At 71.1% G+C, this 18,769-nt stretch carries 17 protein-coding genes; 6 read left to right on the top strand and 11 right to left on the bottom strand.

Annotation, left to right across the window (positions count from 1 at the left end; genetic code table 11):
• Positions 1-4: 4 nt before the first annotated feature.
• The 3 genes from ABIA35_RS24080 to lexA form a co-directional block, all read right to left on the bottom strand.
• The gene (locus ABIA35_RS24080) at positions 5-721 is read right to left on the bottom strand and encodes a hypothetical protein (protein ID WP_370359397.1); all 717 of its coding nucleotides are present in this window, start codon (positions 719-721) and stop codon (positions 5-7) included.
• Positions 722-853: 132 nt separating this feature from the next.
• A complete protein-coding gene (locus tag ABIA35_RS24085) occupies positions 854-1,651 on the bottom strand; it encodes a hypothetical protein (protein ID WP_370359398.1) in 798 nt (265 codons plus the stop codon).
• A 209-nt stretch (positions 1,652-1,860) separates the two neighbouring features.
• Positions 1,861-2,547: a transcriptional repressor LexA gene (gene lexA / locus ABIA35_RS24090; RefSeq protein ID WP_370340698.1), complete on the bottom strand. Its 687-nt coding sequence runs from the start codon at positions 2,545-2,547 to the stop codon at positions 1,861-1,863.
• Between the two features lie 516 nt (positions 2,548-3,063).
• On the opposite strand from lexA, the gene nrdR reads away from it, so the two are divergent.
• Together nrdR and ABIA35_RS24100 are read left to right on the top strand one after the other, a co-directional pair.
• Positions 3,064-3,519 (top strand): transcriptional regulator NrdR, encoded by a 456-nt coding sequence (gene nrdR / locus ABIA35_RS24095; RefSeq protein WP_370340699.1) that lies wholly within the window; start codon positions 3,064-3,066, stop codon positions 3,517-3,519.
• Between the two features lie 151 nt (positions 3,520-3,670).
• Entirely contained in the window at positions 3,671-6,688 is a 3,018-nt protein-coding gene (locus ABIA35_RS24100; RefSeq protein WP_370359399.1) for a vitamin B12-dependent ribonucleotide reductase, read from the top strand.
• A gap of 120 nt (positions 6,689-6,808) precedes the next feature.
• Here ABIA35_RS24100 and ABIA35_RS24105 read toward each other — a convergent pair whose 3' ends face one another.
• On the bottom strand, positions 6,809-8,800 hold the full coding sequence (locus tag ABIA35_RS24105; RefSeq protein WP_370359400.1) for a cell wall-binding repeat-containing protein: 1,992 nt from the start codon (positions 8,798-8,800) through the stop codon (positions 6,809-6,811).
• A gap of 143 nt (positions 8,801-8,943) precedes the next feature.
• Here ABIA35_RS24105 and ABIA35_RS24110 point away from each other — a divergent pair, with 143 nt between their 5' ends.
• A complete protein-coding gene (locus tag ABIA35_RS24110; RefSeq protein ID WP_370359402.1) occupies positions 8,944-10,008 on the top strand; it encodes a M48 family metallopeptidase in 1,065 nt (354 codons plus the stop codon).
• A 13-nt stretch (positions 10,009-10,021) separates the two neighbouring features.
• On the opposite strand, the gene ABIA35_RS24115 is transcribed toward ABIA35_RS24110, so the two are convergent.
• The 5 genes from ABIA35_RS24115 to ABIA35_RS24135 all read right to left on the bottom strand — a co-directional run bounded on the left by ABIA35_RS24115 (position 10,022) and on the right by ABIA35_RS24135 (position 13,634).
• The gene (locus tag ABIA35_RS24115; protein ID WP_370340703.1) at positions 10,022-10,675 is read right to left on the bottom strand and encodes a maleylpyruvate isomerase family mycothiol-dependent enzyme; all 654 of its coding nucleotides are present in this window, start codon (positions 10,673-10,675) and stop codon (positions 10,022-10,024) included.
• A gap of 101 nt (positions 10,676-10,776) precedes the next feature.
• Complete coding sequence (locus ABIA35_RS24120) at positions 10,777-11,565, bottom strand: dioxygenase (RefSeq protein ID WP_370340704.1); 789 nt, start codon at positions 11,563-11,565, stop codon at positions 10,777-10,779.
• A gap of 26 nt (positions 11,566-11,591) precedes the next feature.
• Positions 11,592-12,278, bottom strand: coding sequence for a GTP cyclohydrolase II (ribA, locus tag ABIA35_RS24125; protein WP_370340705.1), 687 nt, complete (start codon positions 12,276-12,278; stop codon positions 11,592-11,594).
• Between the two features lie 126 nt (positions 12,279-12,404).
• Positions 12,405-12,863, bottom strand: coding sequence for a MarR family winged helix-turn-helix transcriptional regulator (locus tag ABIA35_RS24130; protein ID WP_370340706.1), 459 nt, complete (start codon positions 12,861-12,863; stop codon positions 12,405-12,407).
• A 24-nt stretch (positions 12,864-12,887) separates the two neighbouring features.
• Positions 12,888-13,634 carry a TetR/AcrR family transcriptional regulator gene (locus ABIA35_RS24135; protein WP_370340707.1) on the bottom strand — a complete coding sequence of 249 codons (747 nt, stop codon included), beginning with the start codon at positions 13,632-13,634 and terminating at the stop codon, positions 12,888-12,890.
• 139 nt (positions 13,635-13,773) lie between these two features.
• Between ABIA35_RS24135 and ABIA35_RS24140 the strand changes: the two genes are divergently transcribed.
• Together ABIA35_RS24140 and ABIA35_RS24145 are read left to right on the top strand one after the other, a co-directional pair.
• Positions 13,774-14,682 carry an NAD-dependent epimerase/dehydratase family protein gene (locus ABIA35_RS24140; protein WP_370359403.1) on the top strand — a complete coding sequence of 303 codons (909 nt, stop codon included), beginning with the start codon at positions 13,774-13,776 and terminating at the stop codon, positions 14,680-14,682.
• A gap of 75 nt (positions 14,683-14,757) precedes the next feature.
• Positions 14,758-16,077: an FAD-binding oxidoreductase gene (locus ABIA35_RS24145; RefSeq protein ID WP_370359404.1), complete on the top strand. Its 1,320-nt coding sequence runs from the start codon at positions 14,758-14,760 to the stop codon at positions 16,075-16,077.
• A 32-nt stretch (positions 16,078-16,109) separates the two neighbouring features.
• Here the strand turns inward: ABIA35_RS24145 and ABIA35_RS24150 are convergent, their stop codons facing one another.
• Entirely contained in the window at positions 16,110-16,454 is a 345-nt protein-coding gene (locus ABIA35_RS24150) for a winged helix-turn-helix transcriptional regulator (protein WP_370340922.1), read from the bottom strand.
• Between the two features lie 77 nt (positions 16,455-16,531).
• On the opposite strand from ABIA35_RS24150, the gene ABIA35_RS24155 reads away from it, so the two are divergent.
• The gene (locus tag ABIA35_RS24155; RefSeq protein WP_370359405.1) at positions 16,532-17,158 is read left to right on the top strand and encodes an NAD(P)-dependent oxidoreductase; all 627 of its coding nucleotides are present in this window, start codon (positions 16,532-16,534) and stop codon (positions 17,156-17,158) included.
• 25 nt (positions 17,159-17,183) lie between these two features.
• Here the strand turns inward: ABIA35_RS24155 and ABIA35_RS24160 are convergent, their stop codons facing one another.
• Positions 17,184-18,539, bottom strand: coding sequence for an NAD(P)/FAD-dependent oxidoreductase (locus tag ABIA35_RS24160; RefSeq protein WP_370359406.1), 1,356 nt, complete (start codon positions 18,537-18,539; stop codon positions 17,184-17,186).
• Between the last annotated feature and the right edge of the window lie 230 nt (positions 18,540-18,769).

The raw sequence follows: 18,769 nt of genomic DNA on the forward strand, positions 1-18,769 counted from the left end.
CGGGTCAGTGCTGCGACTCCTCGGGAACGCTCGCGAACGCGATCTGCTTGATCGCCGTGGCCTTGTCGCTGTTGTAGGTCCCCAGCTTGGCCCCGGCCACCTTCGCCGGTGCCGGCAGCCGCAAGTCCTGGACGTCCTTGCCGCTGCTGTCCGGAGTGGGGTTCGCGGTCACTGCCAGTGAGGTGTAGCCGGCGACCGCGTCCGAAGCCGATTGCGGGTTCAGATCGATGCCCGCGTACATGGTCTGGCCCGAGGCGATGATGTGGGGTCCGCCGCCGAGCCCGTTCTCGATCAGGGGCCGGGTCTGCTCCGGGCTGCTGTTCTGGCCCGCGGTGATCCAGACGTAGGGCAGATAGTCGATGTCGCACGCCGGGCCGGTGTTCTTCACGGCGATCACGTAGACCGACGCCTTCTGGCCCGAGTCCGGCGGCACGAGCGAGGCGTTCAGCTTGGCGTTGTCGCACACGGCCGGTGCGCCGCCGGGTGCCGTCGAGCCGGTGGACGCGGAGCTTGCCGGCGCGGTCGTGCCGGAGGAAGCAGACGCGCTCGGCGCGGACGACGTCGCGCTGCTTGAGGCGTCGGAGGGTGCGGCGACGGCGCTGGTGCCGGACGTGGCCGGGTCCGAAGCGGCGGAGTTCGCCGTGCTCGAAGAGCAACCGGCCGCGGCAGCCACCACGAGTGCGCCACCCGCCAGGAGAGCGATGCGGTTCAGGGTTTTCACAGCGAGATGACGTGCGACCGGCGTCGGTGGTTGCCCGCACCTTCGAAGGAGGCGTTCCTGGCTTGTCCGTGGGTCAGAGCGGCCGGCGCTGAGGCGGGCAGCTGTCGCCCGCCCGCCTCATCAGCTCCTCTGTCAGCTCTCCGGCGTCGTGGAGTACTGCAGCGCGTTGAGCGCGTTGGCCGGGTTGGTCGCGTAGACCCCGAGCTTGGGGCCGGAGACGTTCATCGCGTTCGGGAGCTGAAGGTCCTGGACGTCCTTGCCGCTCGAGTCCTTCGTGGGGTTCGCCGTGACTTCCAGGTAGCTGTAGCCGGCGCTGTCCGAGGCGGAGGTCGAGTCCAGGTCGACCGCCGCGTACAGCGTGGTGCCGGACAGGAAGGTCGAAGGCTGCGCGGTGCCGGCGGCGCCGCCGGGGACCAGCGGCCGGAGCTCGTCGGAGCCGTCGGTCGGGCTCTTCACGATCCACAGGTAGGGGATCGGGTTGATCATGCAGGTGGGGCCGGTGTTCTTCACGGCGATGATGGGGTTCGTCGGCGGCTGGCCCTTGTCCTGCCAGAGCGAGGCGTTCAGGTTGGCGTTGGCGCAGACCGGGTGGCTGACCGGGGCGGCGGCGTTGGAACCGCCGGAGGAGCCGCCGCTGGAGCCACTGCTGGAACCGCCATTTGATCCGCCATTTGATCCGCCGTTGGAACCGCCGTTGGAACCGGTGCTGGAGGAGGAGCCGCCGGCCGGGGCGCTGGAGGAGCCGCCGGCGGGGGCCGAGCTGGAGCCGGCAGCCGGGGCGGAGCTGGAGGGGGCGGTGGTGCTCGGCGCGGCCGCGGTGGTCGAGGAGCCGGCGGCCGGGCCCGCGGCGGCGGGCTTGGCGCTCGAGGCGCATCCGGTCGCGGCGACCGCCACGAGAGCGCTGCCGGCAAAGAGAGCGATGCTGTTCATTCGGTTCATGTCACAGTGACGTGCACCGGGTACAGCAGGTTGCTGACAACCCTAAGGTGTTGAGGAAACTCCGTGACCAGCCTGTTCGCGCGGCGGCGGCGGGTCCCGCCCAATAAGGGCCCGCCGCCGTGGCGCGCAGTGCTGATCGACGTAACGCAGTGCTGATCGATCAAACGCCGTGCTGCTCGATCAAACGCCGTGCTGATCGATCAAAGGCGGCGCAGCACGGTCACGACCCGGCCCAGGATGACCGCGTCGTTGCCCGGGATCGGCTCGTAGGCGGCGTTGCGCGGCATCAGCCAGACCGCGTTCGCCTCCTTCTTCAGCTCCTTGACGGTCGCCTCGCCGTCGATCATGGCGGCCACGAACTCGCCGTTCTCGGCCTGCTTCTGCTGGCGGATGACGACCACGTCGCCGTCGCAGATCGCGGCCTCGATCATCGAGTCGCCGACCACCTTCAGCGCGAAGAACTCGCCCTCGCCGACCATCTGCTTGGGGATCGGGATCATCTCCTCGACCCGCTCCTCGGCCAGGATCGGGCCGCCGGCGGCGATCCGGCCGACCAGCGGCACGTACGCCGGCTCCGGCTCGGAGCCGTTGCCGGACCGGGCCGCGCCCTCGGCACCGCGCACGATGTAGGCGCGCGGGCGGTTCGCGTCGCGGTGCAGGAAGCCCTTGCTCTCCAGGGTCACCAGCTGGTGCCGCACGCTGGAGGTGGACTGCAGGCCCACGGCCTCGCCGATCTCGCGCATCGACGGCGGGTAGCCCCGGCGCCGGACCGAGTCGCGGATGACGTTCAGGACCGCCGTCTGGCGCTCGGTCAAGCGCGGAGACGGTACGTGCCCGTCGTGCGCGGCCTCTCGGGTGTCGGTCGGGGAAGTACTCCGGACGGCCATTGCTTGTGGCTCCTTCGCCATTGAGCTGGGCGGTGGCAGGGGACGAGAAAGTTTGTTCGCTTGGATCAACCGTAGCGGGTGCCACCCCCACAGTGACGAACGGCTGTTCGACAACCCGTGAGGGGGGCGGGCGTACGGAATGTCTAACGCGGCACCGGCTGGAAGGTAACGGCCTGTTTCCACAACTCTGTTCGCTCGCGTCACGCCGGTACCGGCGCGGCGTTGGTCCGGTCGGGCGAAAACCGGGGAGAATCTTGGGGATTCGAACAGCGCCCCGGGCTTGCCCCTGTAGCTGGGGCGATCGCGAACAGTAGTCCCACGGACCCCGTTGGACCCTTACGCAAGAGCCCGATCCGGGTTGCGAGCGGTGGGGCGAAGTGGCTAACGTACCCCTACATCTTGTGATTGGAATAGCGTCAACGCTCCATAGGTTGTGGTTAGTGGACCACAGCGGAGGGTGACGTCATCCCGTCACGCGCATCGCCCGTCACGCTGTGAGAAGGAGGCCGGAAAACCGTGCACTGTCCCTTCTGCAAGCATGACGACAGCCGCGTGGTGGACTCCCGCAGCTCCGAGGACGGCACCTCGATCCGCCGCCGCCGCCAGTGCCCCGAGTGCGGGCGCCGCTTCACCACGGTGGAGAGCGCTCAGCTCCTGGTGGTGAAGCGCTCCGGTGCGACCGAGCCGTTCAGCCGGGACAAGGTGGTCGGCGGCGTGCGCAAGGCTTGTCAGGGACGACCGGTGACCGAGGGTCAGTTGGCCGTGCTCGCCCAACGGGTGGAGGACGTGCTGCGGGCCGCCGGGTCGGCGGAGATCCCCGCCCACGAGGTCGGGCTGGCGATACTCGTGCCGCTCCGGGAGCTCGACGAGGTCGCCTACCTCCGCTTCGCATCGGTGTACCGGGCCTTCGAGTCCTTGGAGGACTTCGAGGCCGAGATCCTGATGTTGCGGGCGGAGCGCGAACGGGCCTGAGGCCCGAGCCCGCCACTGCCGGCGGGGACATGATGAAAACTTTGCGGGGTCGGCAACTGGGGCCCGGCGATTCAGAGCTTGTTCAATTCCGTAGGCGGCGAACCGCCTCGGAATGTCGGAATGGTTTCCCAGGACGGGAGAGGGAAGAAGTATGACGGAGACGGCTAGCGGACCGCGCGGCGCGGCGTCGGCCCGCGGCAACGGGAAGGCTCCCATGAAGCCCGGGCAGGTCGTGCCCGCCCCGGGTGTTTCCCATGAGGTGAAGACTCCCGCCAAGGGCGGTCAGGGAATGCAGATCGAGCGGATCCACACCACCCCCGGCGTGCACCCGTACGACGAGGTCGTGTGGGAGCGCCGCGACGTCGTGATGACGAACTGGCGCGACGGCTCCATCAACTTCGAGCAGAAGGGCGTGGAGTTCCCCGAGTTCTGGTCGGTCAACGCCGCGAACATCGTGACCACCAAGTACTTCCGCGGCGCCGTCGGCACCCCGGTCCGCGAGTGGTCGCTCAAGCAGCTCATCGACCGGATCGTGAAGACCTACCGCAAGGGCGGCGAGGACCACGGGTACTTCGCGACCCCGCAGGACGCGGAGATCTTCGAGCACGAGCTCGCCTACGCGCTGCTGCACCAGATGTTCGCCTTCAACTCCCCGGTCTGGTTCAACGTCGGCACCAAGTCGCCGCAGCAGGTCTCGGCGTGCTTCATCCTGGCCGTCGACGACTCGATGGACTCGATCCTGAACTGGTACCGCGAGGAGGGGCTGATCTTCAAGGGCGGCTCCGGCGCCGGCCTGAACCTGTCCCGGATCCGCTCCTCCAAGGAGCTGCTGTCCTCCGGCGGCAACGCCAGCGGCCCGGTCTCCTTCATGCGCGGCGCCGACGCCTCGGCCGGCACCATCAAGTCCGGCGGCGCGACCCGCCGCGCGGCCAAGATGGTCGTGCTGGACGTGGACCACCCGGACATCGAGGAGTTCGTCCAGACCAAGGCGCGTGAAGAGGACAAGATCCGCGCCCTGCGCGACGCCGGGTTCGACATGGACCTCGGCGGCAAGGACATCACCAGCGTCCAGTACCAGAACGCGAACAACTCGGTGCGCGTGACCGACGAGTTCCTGACCGCGGTGGAGAACGGCGAGCGCTTCGGCCTGCGCGCCCGGCAGACCGGCGAGGTCATCGAGACCCTGGACGCCAAGAAGCTGTTCCGCGACATCGCCCAGGCCGCCTGGGAGTGCGCAGACCCGGGCCTGCAGTACGACGACACCATCAACGCCTGGCACACCAACCCCGAGACCGGCCGCATCACCGCGTCCAACCCGTGCTCGGAGTACCTGTCGCTGGACAACTCCTCCTGCAACCTGGCCTCGCTGAACCTGATGAAGTTCCTGCGCGAGGACGACAGCTTCGACACCGGGACCTTCGTGAAGATGGTCGAGCTGATCATCACCGCGATGGACATCTCCATCTCCTTCGCGGACTTCCCGACCCCGGAGATCGGCCAGACCACCCGCGACTACCGCCAGCTGGGCATCGGCTACGCCAACCTCGGCGCGCTGCTGATGGCCACCGGCCACGCCTACGACTCCGAGGGCGGCCGCGCCATCGCCGCGGCGATCACCTCGCTGATGACCGGTGTCGCCTACCGCCGCTCGGCCGAGCTGGCCGGCGTGGTGGGCCCGTACAACGGCTTCGCGCGCAACGCCAAGCCGCACGCGGCCGTGATGAAGAAGCACTCGGACGCGGCGGACGCCTACGTCCCGCTGGAGGACTTCGACAAGGAGATCCTGGAGCTCTCGCGCACCGAGTGGAAGCGCGGCCTGGACATCGGCGCGGTCAACGGCTGGCGCAACGCGCAGGCCTCGCTGCTGGCCCCGACCGGCACCATCGGCTTCATGATGGACGTCGACACCACCGGCGTGGAGCCGGACCTGGCGCTGGTGAAGTTCAAGAAGCTGGTCGGCGGCGGCTCGATGCAGATCGTGAACAACACGGTCCCGCGCGCCCTGCAGCGCCTGGGCTACCAGCAGGAGCAGATCGAGGCGGTCGTCGAGTACATCGGCGAGCACGGCCACGTCGTGGACGCCCCGGGCCTCAAGCCCGAGCACTACGAGGTCTTCGACTGCGCGATGGGCGAGCGCTCCATCGCCCCGATGGGCCACGTCCGGATGATGGCGGCGATCCAGCCGTTCCTGTCCGGGGCCATCTCCAAGACCGTGAACATGCCCGAGCAGGCCTCGGTCGAGGACGTCGAGGAGATCTACTTCCAGGGCTGGAAGCTCGGCCTGAAGGCGCTGGCGATCTACCGCAACAACTGCAAGGTCGGCCAGCCGCTCCAGGACGCGAAGGGCCAGAAGGCCGCCGAGGCCGCCGCGGCTGCCGCCTCCGCGCTGACCACCACGGCCACCACGGCCACCACGGCCACCACGGCCACCACGGCCGCCACGGCCACCGTCCCGGCCCCGGCCGCGGCGACGCTGTTCGCGCAGCCGGTCCGCAAGCGCCTGGGCAAGAACCGCCGCGGCATCACCAGCTCCTTCTCCGTGGGCGGCGCCGAGGGCTACATGACGGCGAACTCCTACGAGGACGGCGACCTCGGCGAAGTCTTCCTGAAGATGTCGAAGCAGGGCTCGACCCTGGCCGGCATGATGGACGCCTTCTCGATCGCCATCTCGGTGGGCCTGCAGTACGGGGTCCCCCTGGAGACCTACGTCGCGAAGTTCACGAACATGCGCTTCGAGCCGGCCGGCATGACCGACGACCCGGACGTCCGCATGGCCCAGTCGATCATCGACTACATCTTCCGCCGCCTGGCTCTGGACCACCTGGACTTCGACACCCGCGCGGCCTACGGCATCTACACCAACGAGGAGCGCCAGCGCCAGCTCGAAACCGGCAGCTACCTCCCCGACGAGGACGAGCAGCTCGACCACGAAACCCTCGCCCAGTCCGCGCCGATAGAGCACCGGACCGAACCGGCCGCCCCGGCAAAGAAGAACGACCCGACCCCCCTGCCCACCCCGAAGAGCGTCGGCTCCTCCACGGAGCTGCTGGAGGCGAAGCTCGGCTACGCCGCCGACGCCCCCCTGTGCCTGACGTGCGGGACGAAGATGCGTCCTTCGGGGAGCTGCTATGTGTGCGAGGGGTGTGGGTCTACGAGCGGGTGCAGCTGAAGCCCTCTGCCTCTGAGACAGCTGAGACAGTGGGGCGGATGAGCCGCTACTGGCCTAAAAGCGTGTCCCCTTGGAGCTCGAGCTCCAAGGGGACACGCTTTTTATTAGGGAGCCGCCCGCTCACGGCAACAGCGGCGCCACTCGGTTGAGGTGGTAGTCCCAGTTCCCGGCGCCCTTGGCGGTGTTCGCGACGGCGTCCGCCGCGGCCTTCGTCACGACCGAGGTTCCGCCGAAGACGACGATCTCCTCCACGTTCGTGGAGTTCGCTGCCAGGTAGGTGGACTCGCCGGCGGGCAGCCCGCTCGGGCCGCTCAGCAGCAGCGGACCGGGGTGGGTGCCCAGCAGCGCGCCGCCGCCGAGGGCGTCCGGCCAGTTGAAGCCGGTCGCCACGCCGACGGTCGCCGGCTTGGAGGCGCCGCTGTAGAAGTGCACGGCGAGCTGTCGGGCGGTGTCGAAGCGGTCGGTGCCGCGGAACTGCCCCGTGATGCCGTTCAGCGGCAACGCCGAGGCGAGGGCGTTGCTCCCCTGATTGCCGACGCCGAACACGGAGTCGCCGGCATGGCGGCTGGCGGCCAGGTAGTCCCTGGTGGCCTGCGGAAGGGTGTTGTCGTCGCTGAGCAGGACCACGGCGTCGGACTGCGCGCCGGCCACGGCGCCGGCCGCCAGCGCGTCCGGATAGTCCCTGCCGGTCGCGACCAGGAACGTGTGCGGCGTCGCGGTGATCTGCTTCGCGATGGCGACGGCGGTGGCGTCCCGGTCCTGGCCGGCCACCCGCACCGGGGTGAAGCCCAGGGCCGCCACCTGGTGCAGGACGTTGTCGGACAGCGCGCTGGTGCCGCCGAGCAGGTACACCGTCGCGTGCGCCGGGAGGACACGGGTCAGCTCCTTGGCCACCGTCGGGTCCAGCGACTTGGTACCGGTCAGCAGCAGCGGGCCCTTCTTGTGCGCGGCCAGGGCGCTGCCGGCGAGGGCGTCGGCGAACGTGTCAGAGCGCGACAACACCGCCGAGGCCGCCTGGCGGCCGCCGGCTCCGGCCGCGGCGAAGCCGAGCTGGGAGGTCGCGATCGCGGTGGCGACACGGTCGCCGCCGCCGACGCGGTCCTGCTGGGTCCGGGCCACGACCGGGCGCCACGCGGCCGGGAGGGTGTAGACGCCGGTCGCGGGGGGCACCGCGGCGGACACGGCGCCGGTGCCGGGGTTCCACACGGCCACGTGGGTCCCGGTGGGGCTCTTGCCGGAATTGGCGTCGACCGCGGCGAAGGCGATCTCGGTGCCGTCCGGCGACCACGCGATGGCGGGCTCGATCGTCGATGCGAGCGGCGTGTCGTGGTGGGACGCGAGGTCGATCACATGCAGCGAGCCCTGCCCGGTCTTCGGGTCGGTCTCGTCCACCGCCAGACGGGTGCCGTCCGGCGAGGCGCGGACGGTGTCGAACTGGCCGGTCGCCACCGGCGTCAGGGCCGGCTCGCCGGGGTGCCAGACCGAGATCGTGGCCTGGGTCGCGGAGAAGTCGTCCAGGACGTACCCGCCGTCCGGCAGCACGTCGAAGATCTGGTGGCCGGTGCCCAGCGGATCCGGCACCGCCAGCGGGGCCGCGCCGGTGCCGTCCGGCTTGACCGTCCACAGGGCCGGCTTGCTGGAGCCGCCGCTCTTGGCGAAGGCGATGGCCGACCCGTCGGCGAGCCACACGGGCGAGGCGACGGAGACGCCCGTCTCACTGGCGGGCACCGTGTAGACGGTCACCGGATGGGTGAGCTCGGCGTCGTAGACGACGACCGACTTGCCGACCACCACGGCGGCGTTCGCACCGTCCGGCGACCACGACATCCCCTGGCCGGTGAACGCCAACGGCGTGCTCCGGTCACCGCTCGCGTCGACGGCCCGCAGGGTCATGGCACTGCCGACTTCGCGCCCGTAGTAGAGCGCACCGTTCCCGATCAGCCGCCGGGAGCCGTCCGAGGCCGCGTCACCGCCGGCTCGGGACGTGGCGGCGTGCGCGGACGCCGCCGCCATCGAAGCCGCGACCCCGGTCATCGCCAATCCGGCGACCGCGCGGGTGGCGATGCCCCGCTTTCCGCCGTTCTCCAGCACCACGGACACCTCAGTTCTCAATGGGTTGATAGGATTGTCACCGTTCAGATGTCGGTCATTTGTATCCATCGCCGGACGGCCGGGAATCCTCCAGGTGGAGGAGGGGTCGTACGTTCTTTCGATGACGGGTTTGCCCGGGGTGGCGCCGGGCCGGGTGTGGCAGCATGTCCGCGAACAAGGGGGCGGACATGGGGTTGGGTATCCGCGCGACCGTGGCTGCGCTGCTCATCGCGCTGTTCTACGGGCTGCTCGGGGCGGTGACGTGGTTCGGGGTGGCGACCGTGCACCGTGCCTTCACCGACCCGGCCTACCTCGGCAAGGACCGGGTCGTCGTCGGGCTCTTCGGCACGGTTTTCGTGGTGCCGGCGGTGCAGGTCGCGATCGCGGCGGTGAAGCGTCGGGCGCCCGCCTACGCCGGCGTCGAGCTGTCGCCGGACGCGCAGCCGGAGCTCTGGCGCTTCATCGAGACCCTCGCCGGGGCCTGCGAGGTGCCGGCGCCGACCCGCATCGTCGTGACCGCCCAGGTCAGCGCGGCGGCGCAGAGCTCGGCCGCGTTGTTCGGCACGCTGCGCCGCGAGCGCACGGTATACCTCGGCCTGCCGTTGCTCGCGGTTCTAGACACGGCCCAGATCGCGGCAGTCGTCTGTCACGAGCTCGGGCACCACGCGGGCGGCGACTCGCGGCTGACGGCCCTGACCTACCGCTCGGGCGACATGCTGCTGGCCGCCACGATCCGGCGCGGGAAGCTGCGGATGTTGTCGCTCACGCAGGGCCTGTTCCAGGCCTTCGCCGGGGTGTACTTCAGCATGACGTTCGCCCTGCGCCGCCGCCAGGAACTCGCCGCCGACCGTCTCGCCGCACGCGTCGCTGGATCCGAGGCGACGGCCACGGCCCTCGAAGCCCTCCCGCTGATAACGGCCACCTACGCGGTGTTCGCTCAGTCCAACCGCACCAGGACATCAGCCGGTGAGCCCCTCGACCCGGCCGCCGACCTGGCCGGATACCGTGATTTCTTCGAGTCCGCCACGCTGGCCGCGCCGGACGGCCCCGTGCGGCGACGCCTCTTCGACTCCCACCCGCCCATGGCGGAGCGGGTCGCCGCGGTCCACGGGATCGGCAGCCCGCCGACCGTGAGCATCCCGTCCGGCCAGGCCATCGATCTCCTGCGGATGTGGGCCGAGGTCGCAGCGGCCACCGCACAGGTCACCCGTTCCGCCCGGTCACGCTGACACTGCGCCGCCCTCACCCCACCGACCAAACCGCCCCCTCCGGCATCCGCGACTGCAGCATCCCCACCCCGTCCCCGGCCAGCGCCGCCAGCCCGGCGGGCCGTCCCGTCATCGCGAGCACCAGCGCCAGCGCCGGGCCGCTCACCTCGGGGCCGCTGCCGGTCGTCCAGTCGGCGTCGGTGGCGCGAAGGGTCAGGCCGGTGATGCGGTTCTTGGCGCCGATCAGCAGGTTCGACTTCTTGTAGAAGTCTGCGACGCGCAGAACCGCGTCGGTCGGGTACTCGTGCGCGATGCCCAGCGGTCTGCGGATGTCCTCGGCGTGGACGATGGTCTCGCCGAGCCAGGAGTCGGCCGGGCCCGGTGGGTGGGTCGAGGTGTCGGCCTGGCTCTCGAAGGCCGCGAGGCCCTCCGCTGGCGTTCCGGAGGTGCGCTGGCCTATGTCCGCGTCGGTCATGGCGCCGAACTTGAAGCCGGACTTGGCCAGCTTGGTGAGGAACTTCGGCGGGGTCATCTCCGCCGTCGCCGTCATGTGCGCCAGGACGTCGCGGACCGAGCGCCCCGCGCACAGCGACTGCGTGTCCCACTGCTCCGGCGTCAGCTGCTGGAGATCCGCCGCCAGTGCGTGGCGCTCGGAGTGGATGACGGGCCAGGGGCTGGGTGCGCTCATCAGGGATCCCTTCGACGCCCCCGCCACCAGCCAACCACCGTGCGGGTGGCCGCGCTACTGGTCGCGCGGCCCGATGCGCGCCGGCTAACCGAACTGCACCGCTACCCGAACTGCACCGACCGCTTGGCCAGCCCCATCCAGAACCCGTCGATCACCGACCGCTGCGACCCGAGCTCCTCCTCGGCCGCGCCCAGCGTCACGAACAGCGGCGCGAAGTGCTCCGTGCGCGGATGTGCCAGCTTCCCGGCCGGCGCCTTGTTCTCGAAGTCCAGCAGCGCGTCCACGTCGCCGGCCTCCAGCGCGCGGTGCCCCCAGTCGTCGAACTCCGACATCACCGAGTGCACCTTGCCCTCCTGGCTCAGGGCCCGCAGGTTGTGCGTGAAGAAGCCGCTGCCGACGATCAGCACGCCCTCGTCGCGCAACGGCGCCAGCCGCCGTCCGATGGCCATCAGCTGCTCCGGCTCCAGCGTCGGCATCGACACCTGGAGCACCGGGACGTCCGCGTCCGGGTACATCTCGACCAGCGGTACGTACGCGCCGTGGTCCAGCCCGCGTGTCGGCTCGTCCTGCACCTCCAGTCCCGGCGAGTGCAGCAGCTTGCGCACCGACTCCGCCAGCTCCGGCGCGCCCGGGGCCCGGTACTGGACCTCGTAGTAGTGCTGCGGGAAGCCCCAGAAGTCGTACACCAGGGGGATGGTCGTGGTCGCGCCGAGCGCCAGGGGCGCCTCCTCCCAGTGCGCCGAGACCATCAGCACGGCCTGCGGCTTCGGGAGGTCGGCCGACCACGCCGCCAGCTGGCCGGGCCAGATCGGGTCGTCGGCCAGCGGGGGAGCGCCGTGGCTCAGGTAGAGCGCGGGCATCCGTTCGGGGGACACAGTCTCTTCGGTCATGGCTTCTCCCGGGGGTGTGCGGAGGTTCAGGCCACGGACAGCACGTCGTCCAGCGCGATGCTGTGCCGTGTGTGCTCGACCTTGGCCCGCAGGTAGCGCAGGTTGTGGGCGGTGGTGTGGGCCCCGGTCGGCACGCGCTCGGTGACGGTCACGTGCAGACCCGCCAGCTGCGCCTCCTTGTCCGGATTGTTCGACAACAGGTGCACGCTGTCCACGCCGAGGGCCGTCAGCATCTGCGCGGCGACCGTGTAGTCGCGCGCGTCCTCCGGCAGGCCGAGGGCGACGTTGGCCTGGTACGTGTCCAGGCCCGAGTCCTGCAGCGCGTAGGCGTCGAGCTTGTTGTACAGCCCGATGCCGCGCCCCTCCTGCCGCAGGTAGAGCAGGTAGCCGCCGGCCTCGGCGATGCGCTCCACCGACTCGCGCAGCTGCGGGCCGCAGTCGCAGCGGGCCGAGCCGAACACGTCGCCGGTCAGGCACTCCGAGTGCATCCGGACCAGGGGCGGGACGCCGGGCACGGAGCCGGGCTCGCCGAGGACGACGGCCAGGTGCTCCCCGCCGTCGACCAGGCCGTGGAAGGTCACGAGCTCGGCGTCGACGCTGTAGCCGTCCCCGAATCGCAACGGCACGCGCACGCGGGTGCGAATGGTGGCCTCGGGCGTCTCGGCCGCTGGTGGCTGGCCCGCGAGCGTCTCAGCCTCGGGTGTCTCGGTCATGGCACGGGTCCCTCCGTGACGAGTTGTTCCAATTCGAACTACCGGTGCGAAGCCAGAGCCTAGACCGCCGTTCGAATTTGAACAAACCCCACGCGTCCCGAGGCTATTCCCGAGGCTGTGCCCGGGCTATTCGCGCAGCCGCCGCGAGACCTCGCCGAGCCCCTCGGCCAGCACCGCGAGCTGCTCGGGGGTGAGCACATCGATCAGCGCCTCGCGCACGACCGCCACGTGCCCGGGCGCCGCCTGCTCCAGCTTCTTGCGCCCGGCTTCGGTGAGCACCGCGAACACGCCGCGCACGTCGGTGGGGCATGACCGCCGCTCGGTCAGCCCCGCCTTCTCCAGCTGCGTCATCTGGTACGTCAGCCCGCTCTTGGAGTTCAGCAGCGCCTCGGCGAGCTCGGTCATCCGCAGCGACCCCTCCGGCGCGGCGGAGAGCCGCACCAGGATCTCGTACTGGGTGTGCGACAGCCCGGCGTCCTCGCGCAGCTGGTGGTCGATCCGCCGCTCCACCAGAGCACTCGCGGCCAGAAAGCCCGTCCAGGCCTGCATCTCCTGTGCGGAAAGCCACCGCGGTTCGTCACCCATGCCCGCGATTCTAACGAGGGGAAATCAGCGTGGTGTAAGCCCCAACCCCACCGCCAGCTCGCGCACCTGCCGGTCGAACCACTCGCCGCGCTCGTCGAACACCCGATTGAGTCGTCCGAAGACTTCGAAGTTCACCGCGCCGAAGACATGCGTTACCGCGCTCACGGCACGCTCGATGACATGCGAATCCTCAGCGAACCCCATGCCGACCGCGACGGTACGGAGTTCCTCCGCATAGGCGGGGTTCTCTGTGGCGGGAGAAATCGCAGCACCGTGCGGAGCGTGGATCTTCCCGGCCGTCTCGGCTTCCGCGACGCACCGCACCATCGCGATCATCGCCCACGCCCCCGGTTCGATGGTCTCGTCGGGCGCCAGGTAGCCGGGGATCGGGCTGCCGTAGATGAGCGCGTACTCCGCCGGCCTGGCTATGGCCCAGCGGCGGACGGTGTGGCAGACCGCGAACCAGCGTGACAGGTACGCGTCGCGGCGGTCCACGCCACCGTCCGCCTCCTCCACCGCCTCCCCGAGGTCGTTGTACGCGTCGATGATCAGGGCGGTCAGCAGTTCGTCGCGGCTGGGGAAGTAGCGGTAGATCGCCGACGAGACCATCCCCATGTCCCGCGCGACCGCGCGCAGCGACAGCGCCGACCCGTCGCGGGCCAGGTGCTCCAGGGCGACCCGTTTGATCTCGTCGGTCATCTCCGCGCGGACCCGCGCCCGGATGGAGGGCGCCGGAGTCTGCTCCGTATTCGAAATCCTCGCCGCGTTCATACCGGTGAGTATCGCACACAAGCGAGAGCAGTGCTCTTGACAGTGTGCGGCGCTCTGGTGCACAGTGATGTCAACAGAGAGCAGTGCTCTCAAAGAGAAGCATCGCACACCGGATCGCCGGTGAAGAGGAGTGGACATCATGGCGCTGCACGTCATCGTGGGTGCGGGACCGGTCGGGACGGCCACCGCGAAGGTGCTGGCCGAGCGCGGCGAGCAGGTGCGCGTCGTGACGCGCAGCGGGTCCGGCCCCGAGCACGCGAACATCGAGCGCGTGGCCGCCGACGCCACCGACGCCGACCGGCTCGGCACCCTGGCCGACGGCGCCGCGGCGCTCTACAACTGCGCGAGCCCGGCCTACCACCAGTGGCTCACCGACTGGCCGCCGCTGGCCGCCGCCCTGCTGGCCGCCGCCGAGCGCAGCGGCGCGGTGCTCACCGTCGCCAACAACCTCTACGGCTACGGCCCGGTGGCCGGCACGATCACCCCGGACAGCCCGCTGGCCGCGACCCACCCCAAGCTGAAGCTGCGCGCCGATATGTACCGCGACGCGCTGGCGCTGCACCAGGCCGGCCGGATCCGGATGACCGAGGTCCGGGCCAGCGACTACCTGGAGGCGAACTCGATCTTCTCCTACGTGCTGGCCAAGCCGCTGGACAACGGCAAGCGCGCCTACGTCCCGACCCCGCTGAACGTGAAGCACAGCTGGACCTCCATCGCCGACGTGGCGCGCACCCTGGCCCTGGTCTCCGGCGACGAGCGGGCCTGGGGCCGGGCCTGGCTGGTGCCGACCACGGAGCCGCTGACCGTCCGGGAACTGGCCGACCGCTACGTCGCCGCGCGCGGCCTGCCGCCGGCGAAGCTGACCCAGCTGCCTTACGCAGTGCTCTGGGGCGCGGGCCTGTTCGACAAGATGTCGAAGGAGCTGCGGACCACGCGCTACCAGTTCGCGAAGCCCTTCACCATCGACAGCACCCTGACCGAGAAGACCTTCGGCCTGGCGCCCACGCCGATCGACGACGTGCTGCGGACGATGACGGTTCCCGCGTAAGTCAGTGGTGATCAGTACCGTGGAAGACGATCAACCGAACGACGCTGATCACCCTGACCGAGAGGATCGCGTGCCATGACTGAGCCGTCCCTGTTGTCCCTGCGTGACGCCGTCCGCGGCGAGGTCCTGCTGCCCGGCGAGGAGGGCTTCGACGCCGCCCGCAAGCCCTACAACCTGGCGGTCGTGCAGGACGTGCGCGCCGTGGTGACGGCCGCCGACGCCGACGACGTCGCCGCGCTGGTGCGCTACGCCAACCAGGCGGGCGTCCCGATCGCGGTCCAGCCCACCGGCCACGGCGCCTCGGGCACGGCGGCCGGCGCCATCCTGCTGCGCACCGGCCGCCTGGACGAGCTGAGCGTGGACCCCGAGGCCCGCACCGCGCGCATCGGCGCCGGTGTGACCTCCGGCGCGGTCAACGCCGCGACCGCCCCGCACGGCCTGATCGGCAAGCCCGGCAGCTCGCCGACCGTGTCCGTGGCCGGATACACCCTCGGCGGCGGCGCCGGCTTCTTCGCCCGCAAGTACGGGATGTCCTCGGACCACGTGATCGAGTTCGAGGTCGTGGACGCCACCGGCGAGCCCCGCAAGGCCAACGCGGAGGAGAACCCCGACCTGTTCCACGCCCTGGCCGGGGGAGGCGGCGACTTCGCGATCGTGACGGCGCTGACCGTGCGCCTGCACGAGGAGCGCGAGCTGTTCGGCGGCACGACGTTCTGGCCGGATTCCCGCGCGGACGAGGTGTTCGCGGCGTTCCGCGACGTCACCGCCTCCGCGCCGCAGGAGCTGAGCGTATGGGTGTCGCGCGCGCAGTTCCCGGGCGGAGCGCCGGCGGTGGTGGCGGTGACCGTGGCGTATCTGGGCCCGGAGACGGACGGCCGCGTGCTGCTGAAGCCGTTCGAGGCGATCGACGGCGTCCTGAACGGCGCCTGGAAGGCCCTGCCGTTCGAGGAGCTCGCGACCATCACGAACGACCCAGTCGACCCCGGCCCGAGCGTCTCGCGCGCCGAACTGCTGGGCCGCTTCGACGCCGGCACCATCGCCGTGCTTCTGGCCGAACCGGTCGCGCCGCTCCTGGCCCTCCAGGTCCGCCACCTCGGCGGCGCCCTGACCGGCGCCCGCCCCGGCCCGCGCGGCCCGGTCGCCGAGGAGTACCTGGTCTACCTGCTGGGCCTGGCGCCCACGAAGGAGGCCGGCGCGGCCGTGGCCGCGAAGCAGGCGGAGGTGGTGGCCGCGCTCGGCGACGCGGTGACCGGCGGGAAGCTGGCGACCTTCCTCGGGGCGACGGACACGCTGGCCGACACGATGGCGGCGGACGAGGCCGAGCGGCTGCGCGGGCTGAAGAAGAAGTGGGATCCGCAGGGGCGGTTCGTCGCGAACTTCCCGCTGGGGGAGTAGGCCGTAGTCAGCGACGGGGCGGCGCCGGACTGTCAGGCCGCCCCGTCGTACTCGTCCCGCGCCGCGCGCAATGCCTCCAGGTTCGCGAAACCCCACTCGCGGCACGCCTCGATCGCCGGCAGCAGGCTCCGCCCCAGCGGCGTGAGCTCGTACTCCACGTGCGGCGGGTTCTCGTCGAAGACCGTGCGGGTGATGAATCCGTTGCGTTCCAGGGCGCGCAGCGTCTCGGTCAGTACCTTCGGGGCCACTCGGCTCAGGGGCACCCGCAGCTCGGTGAAGCGGCGCGGGCCGCCTTCGAGGCAGATCAGCACCAGGCCGCCCCACTTGTCGGCGATACGGAACGGCGACTCGGCCGAGGGGCAGGCGGCGTCGAACATGTCCGGGCTCAGCGATTCCACAGGTCGAGCCTAGTTACGTTGCAGTGACTGGGGCGGTCCGTCCTACCGTCGCGGACATGGCGAACATCATTGTTTTCGGAGCAGGCGGTCGGGCCGGGCGGCCCACGGTGGCCGAGGCGGCTCGGCGCGGGCACACGGTCACGGCGGTGGTCCGGGACCCGGCCAAGTACCCGGACCTCGGCGCGGTGGCCGGGGTGAGCGTCGTCGCCGGCGACGTCACGGACCCCGCGAGCATCGCAGGGCTGGCGAAGGGGCACGACGTGGCCGTCAACACCGCCGCGGCCATGGACGAGGGCCACTTCGTCGCCGCGGCCCGGGCCCTGATCGAGGGGCTCGACGCCGCCGGCGTGCGCAGGCTCGTCGCGGTCGGCATCGGCGGCGCGCTCGAAGTCGCACCCGGCGTCCCCGCCCACGATGGCGACGGCCTGCCCGAGGAGGCCCGCGCCTTCTCCCGCGGCCACGCCGCGCAGCTCCCGCTGCTGCGGGCTTCGCACCTGGACTGGGTCGTCCTCGCGCCGCCGCTGGTGTTCCTCGACGAGGGCCCCGGGACCGGCGCCTACCGGCTCGGCGGCACGCGGGCGATCCCCGGGGCCGACGCCTTCGCCTACGCCGACCTGGCCCTCGCGCTCGTCGACGAGGCCACGGCGCCGACCCGCTCCCGGGAGATGGCCGCCGTGGCCTGACGTGCCGGAGCCCGCCGCCTACCCGTTAGGCGGTGGCCAGCTCCTCACTGCGAAAAGAGACCCCGAGATCGGACAACACGGACCGCGCGGCACGCCGTCCCGACTCCATCGCCCCGTCGATGCCGGCGGTGTCCCGATGATCTCCGCACACGTACAACCCGTGGATCAGGCGTACCGGACGCCGGAAGTTGTGCGGCGAGGTCATCGCGGGCACCGCGTGCGGGAAGTGGTGCACCGCCACGCACTCCCAGCGGTCGTCGCCGCCCGGGTACAGCTCCGCGAGCCGGGCCCGGACCGCCGACTCCAGCTCCGAGGTGCGGGTCCCGGTGTGGCCGACCACGTTCGTGGAGACCAGGGTCCGTCCGTCGGGGCTGCGGCTGGGCACCGCGTGGCTGACCGCCGCCGTGCGCGCGACCGGCGAGTGCGGGTCGGCGTCGACCAGGACCGCCGGCTCGGTGCGCGGCGGCGGCAGCACGGTGGCGTGGTGGAACGCGGTCACCGACCGCGGCTCCGGCTCGTGCAGGCCCGGCAGCAGCTCCACCGCCGTCGCCGGGTCCGTCGCCACCACCACCGCGGAGCTGCGCAGCACCTCGTCGGCGGTGACGACGCCGTTCGCGTAGACCATCAGGACCTCGGTCTCCAGCCGCACCGCGCCCGGCGGCAGCTTCTCGGCCAGCCGGTGCGGGATCGCCGCGATGCCGCTCGCCGGCAGGCACCAGCGCCCCCGCACCAGCTGCCGCAGCGCCAGCTCCATCGCCCGGCCCGACACCGCCAGCGCCGGGTCCGGCTCGGCGGCGAAGGCCTCCAGGTACGGCCGCAGGAAGCCGTCCACCACCCGCCGCGACAGGCCGACCTCGGCGACCAGCGCCGCGGCCGTGCGCTCGGGGCCGGCCAGGATGGCCTCGGGCCGGCTCAGGGCCACCCGCAGCAGCCAGCCCGACTGGCGGCGGCGCTCGGCCGGGGAGCCGAGCGGGGTGCGCAGGACCGTGCCCGCGCCGATCGCGCCCATCGCCCCCGTCCCGCCCATGGCATTCATCGCGCCGATCGCGTCGATCGCGCTCTGGCCGCCGGCGCGGTCGCCGTAGCGGATCCGCTTGCCGTCCAGCTGCAGGTCCACGCCGGGGGCGAAGCTCCCCAGCTCCAGTTTCGCGTTCTCCCCGTGCTCGACGGAGTTCACCAGGTGGAACCCTTTGTCCACCAGGAACCCGGAGACCCGCTCGGTGCCGGCTCTGCCCCCCACCCGGTCCGACGCCTCGATGACCAGGACGTCCAAACCCGCCTCGTGCAGCCGCCCCGCGGCGTGCAATCCGGCGACGCCGGCGCCGACGACGATCACGTCGGCGTCCAGGCGATGCCGGTGGCTCGGACTTTGTGCTGTCACGTGAGCCCCTCCACCCTCTAGAGCCGACCTCCCGGCGCGCCTTGTGGGCCCGCGTGGTTGGCGCGCAGGGCAGGGCGAAGCCGGCCGAGCGTCGGCGCTTGTGCAGGGATGCCTACCCCTGCGCCCGTGGCGTACTCACGGGAAACGCCTGCTGTCTCAGCATTTGAGAACTCTGGGTATCCGGGCCGTCACGCATTTAAGAGGCCTGATTCTCCGCTGGTTCGCCGCGG

Source organism: Catenulispora sp. MAP12-49, assembly GCF_041262705.1.
In the GTDB taxonomy this organism is placed as follows: domain Bacteria; phylum Actinomycetota; class Actinomycetes; order Streptomycetales; family Catenulisporaceae; genus Catenulispora.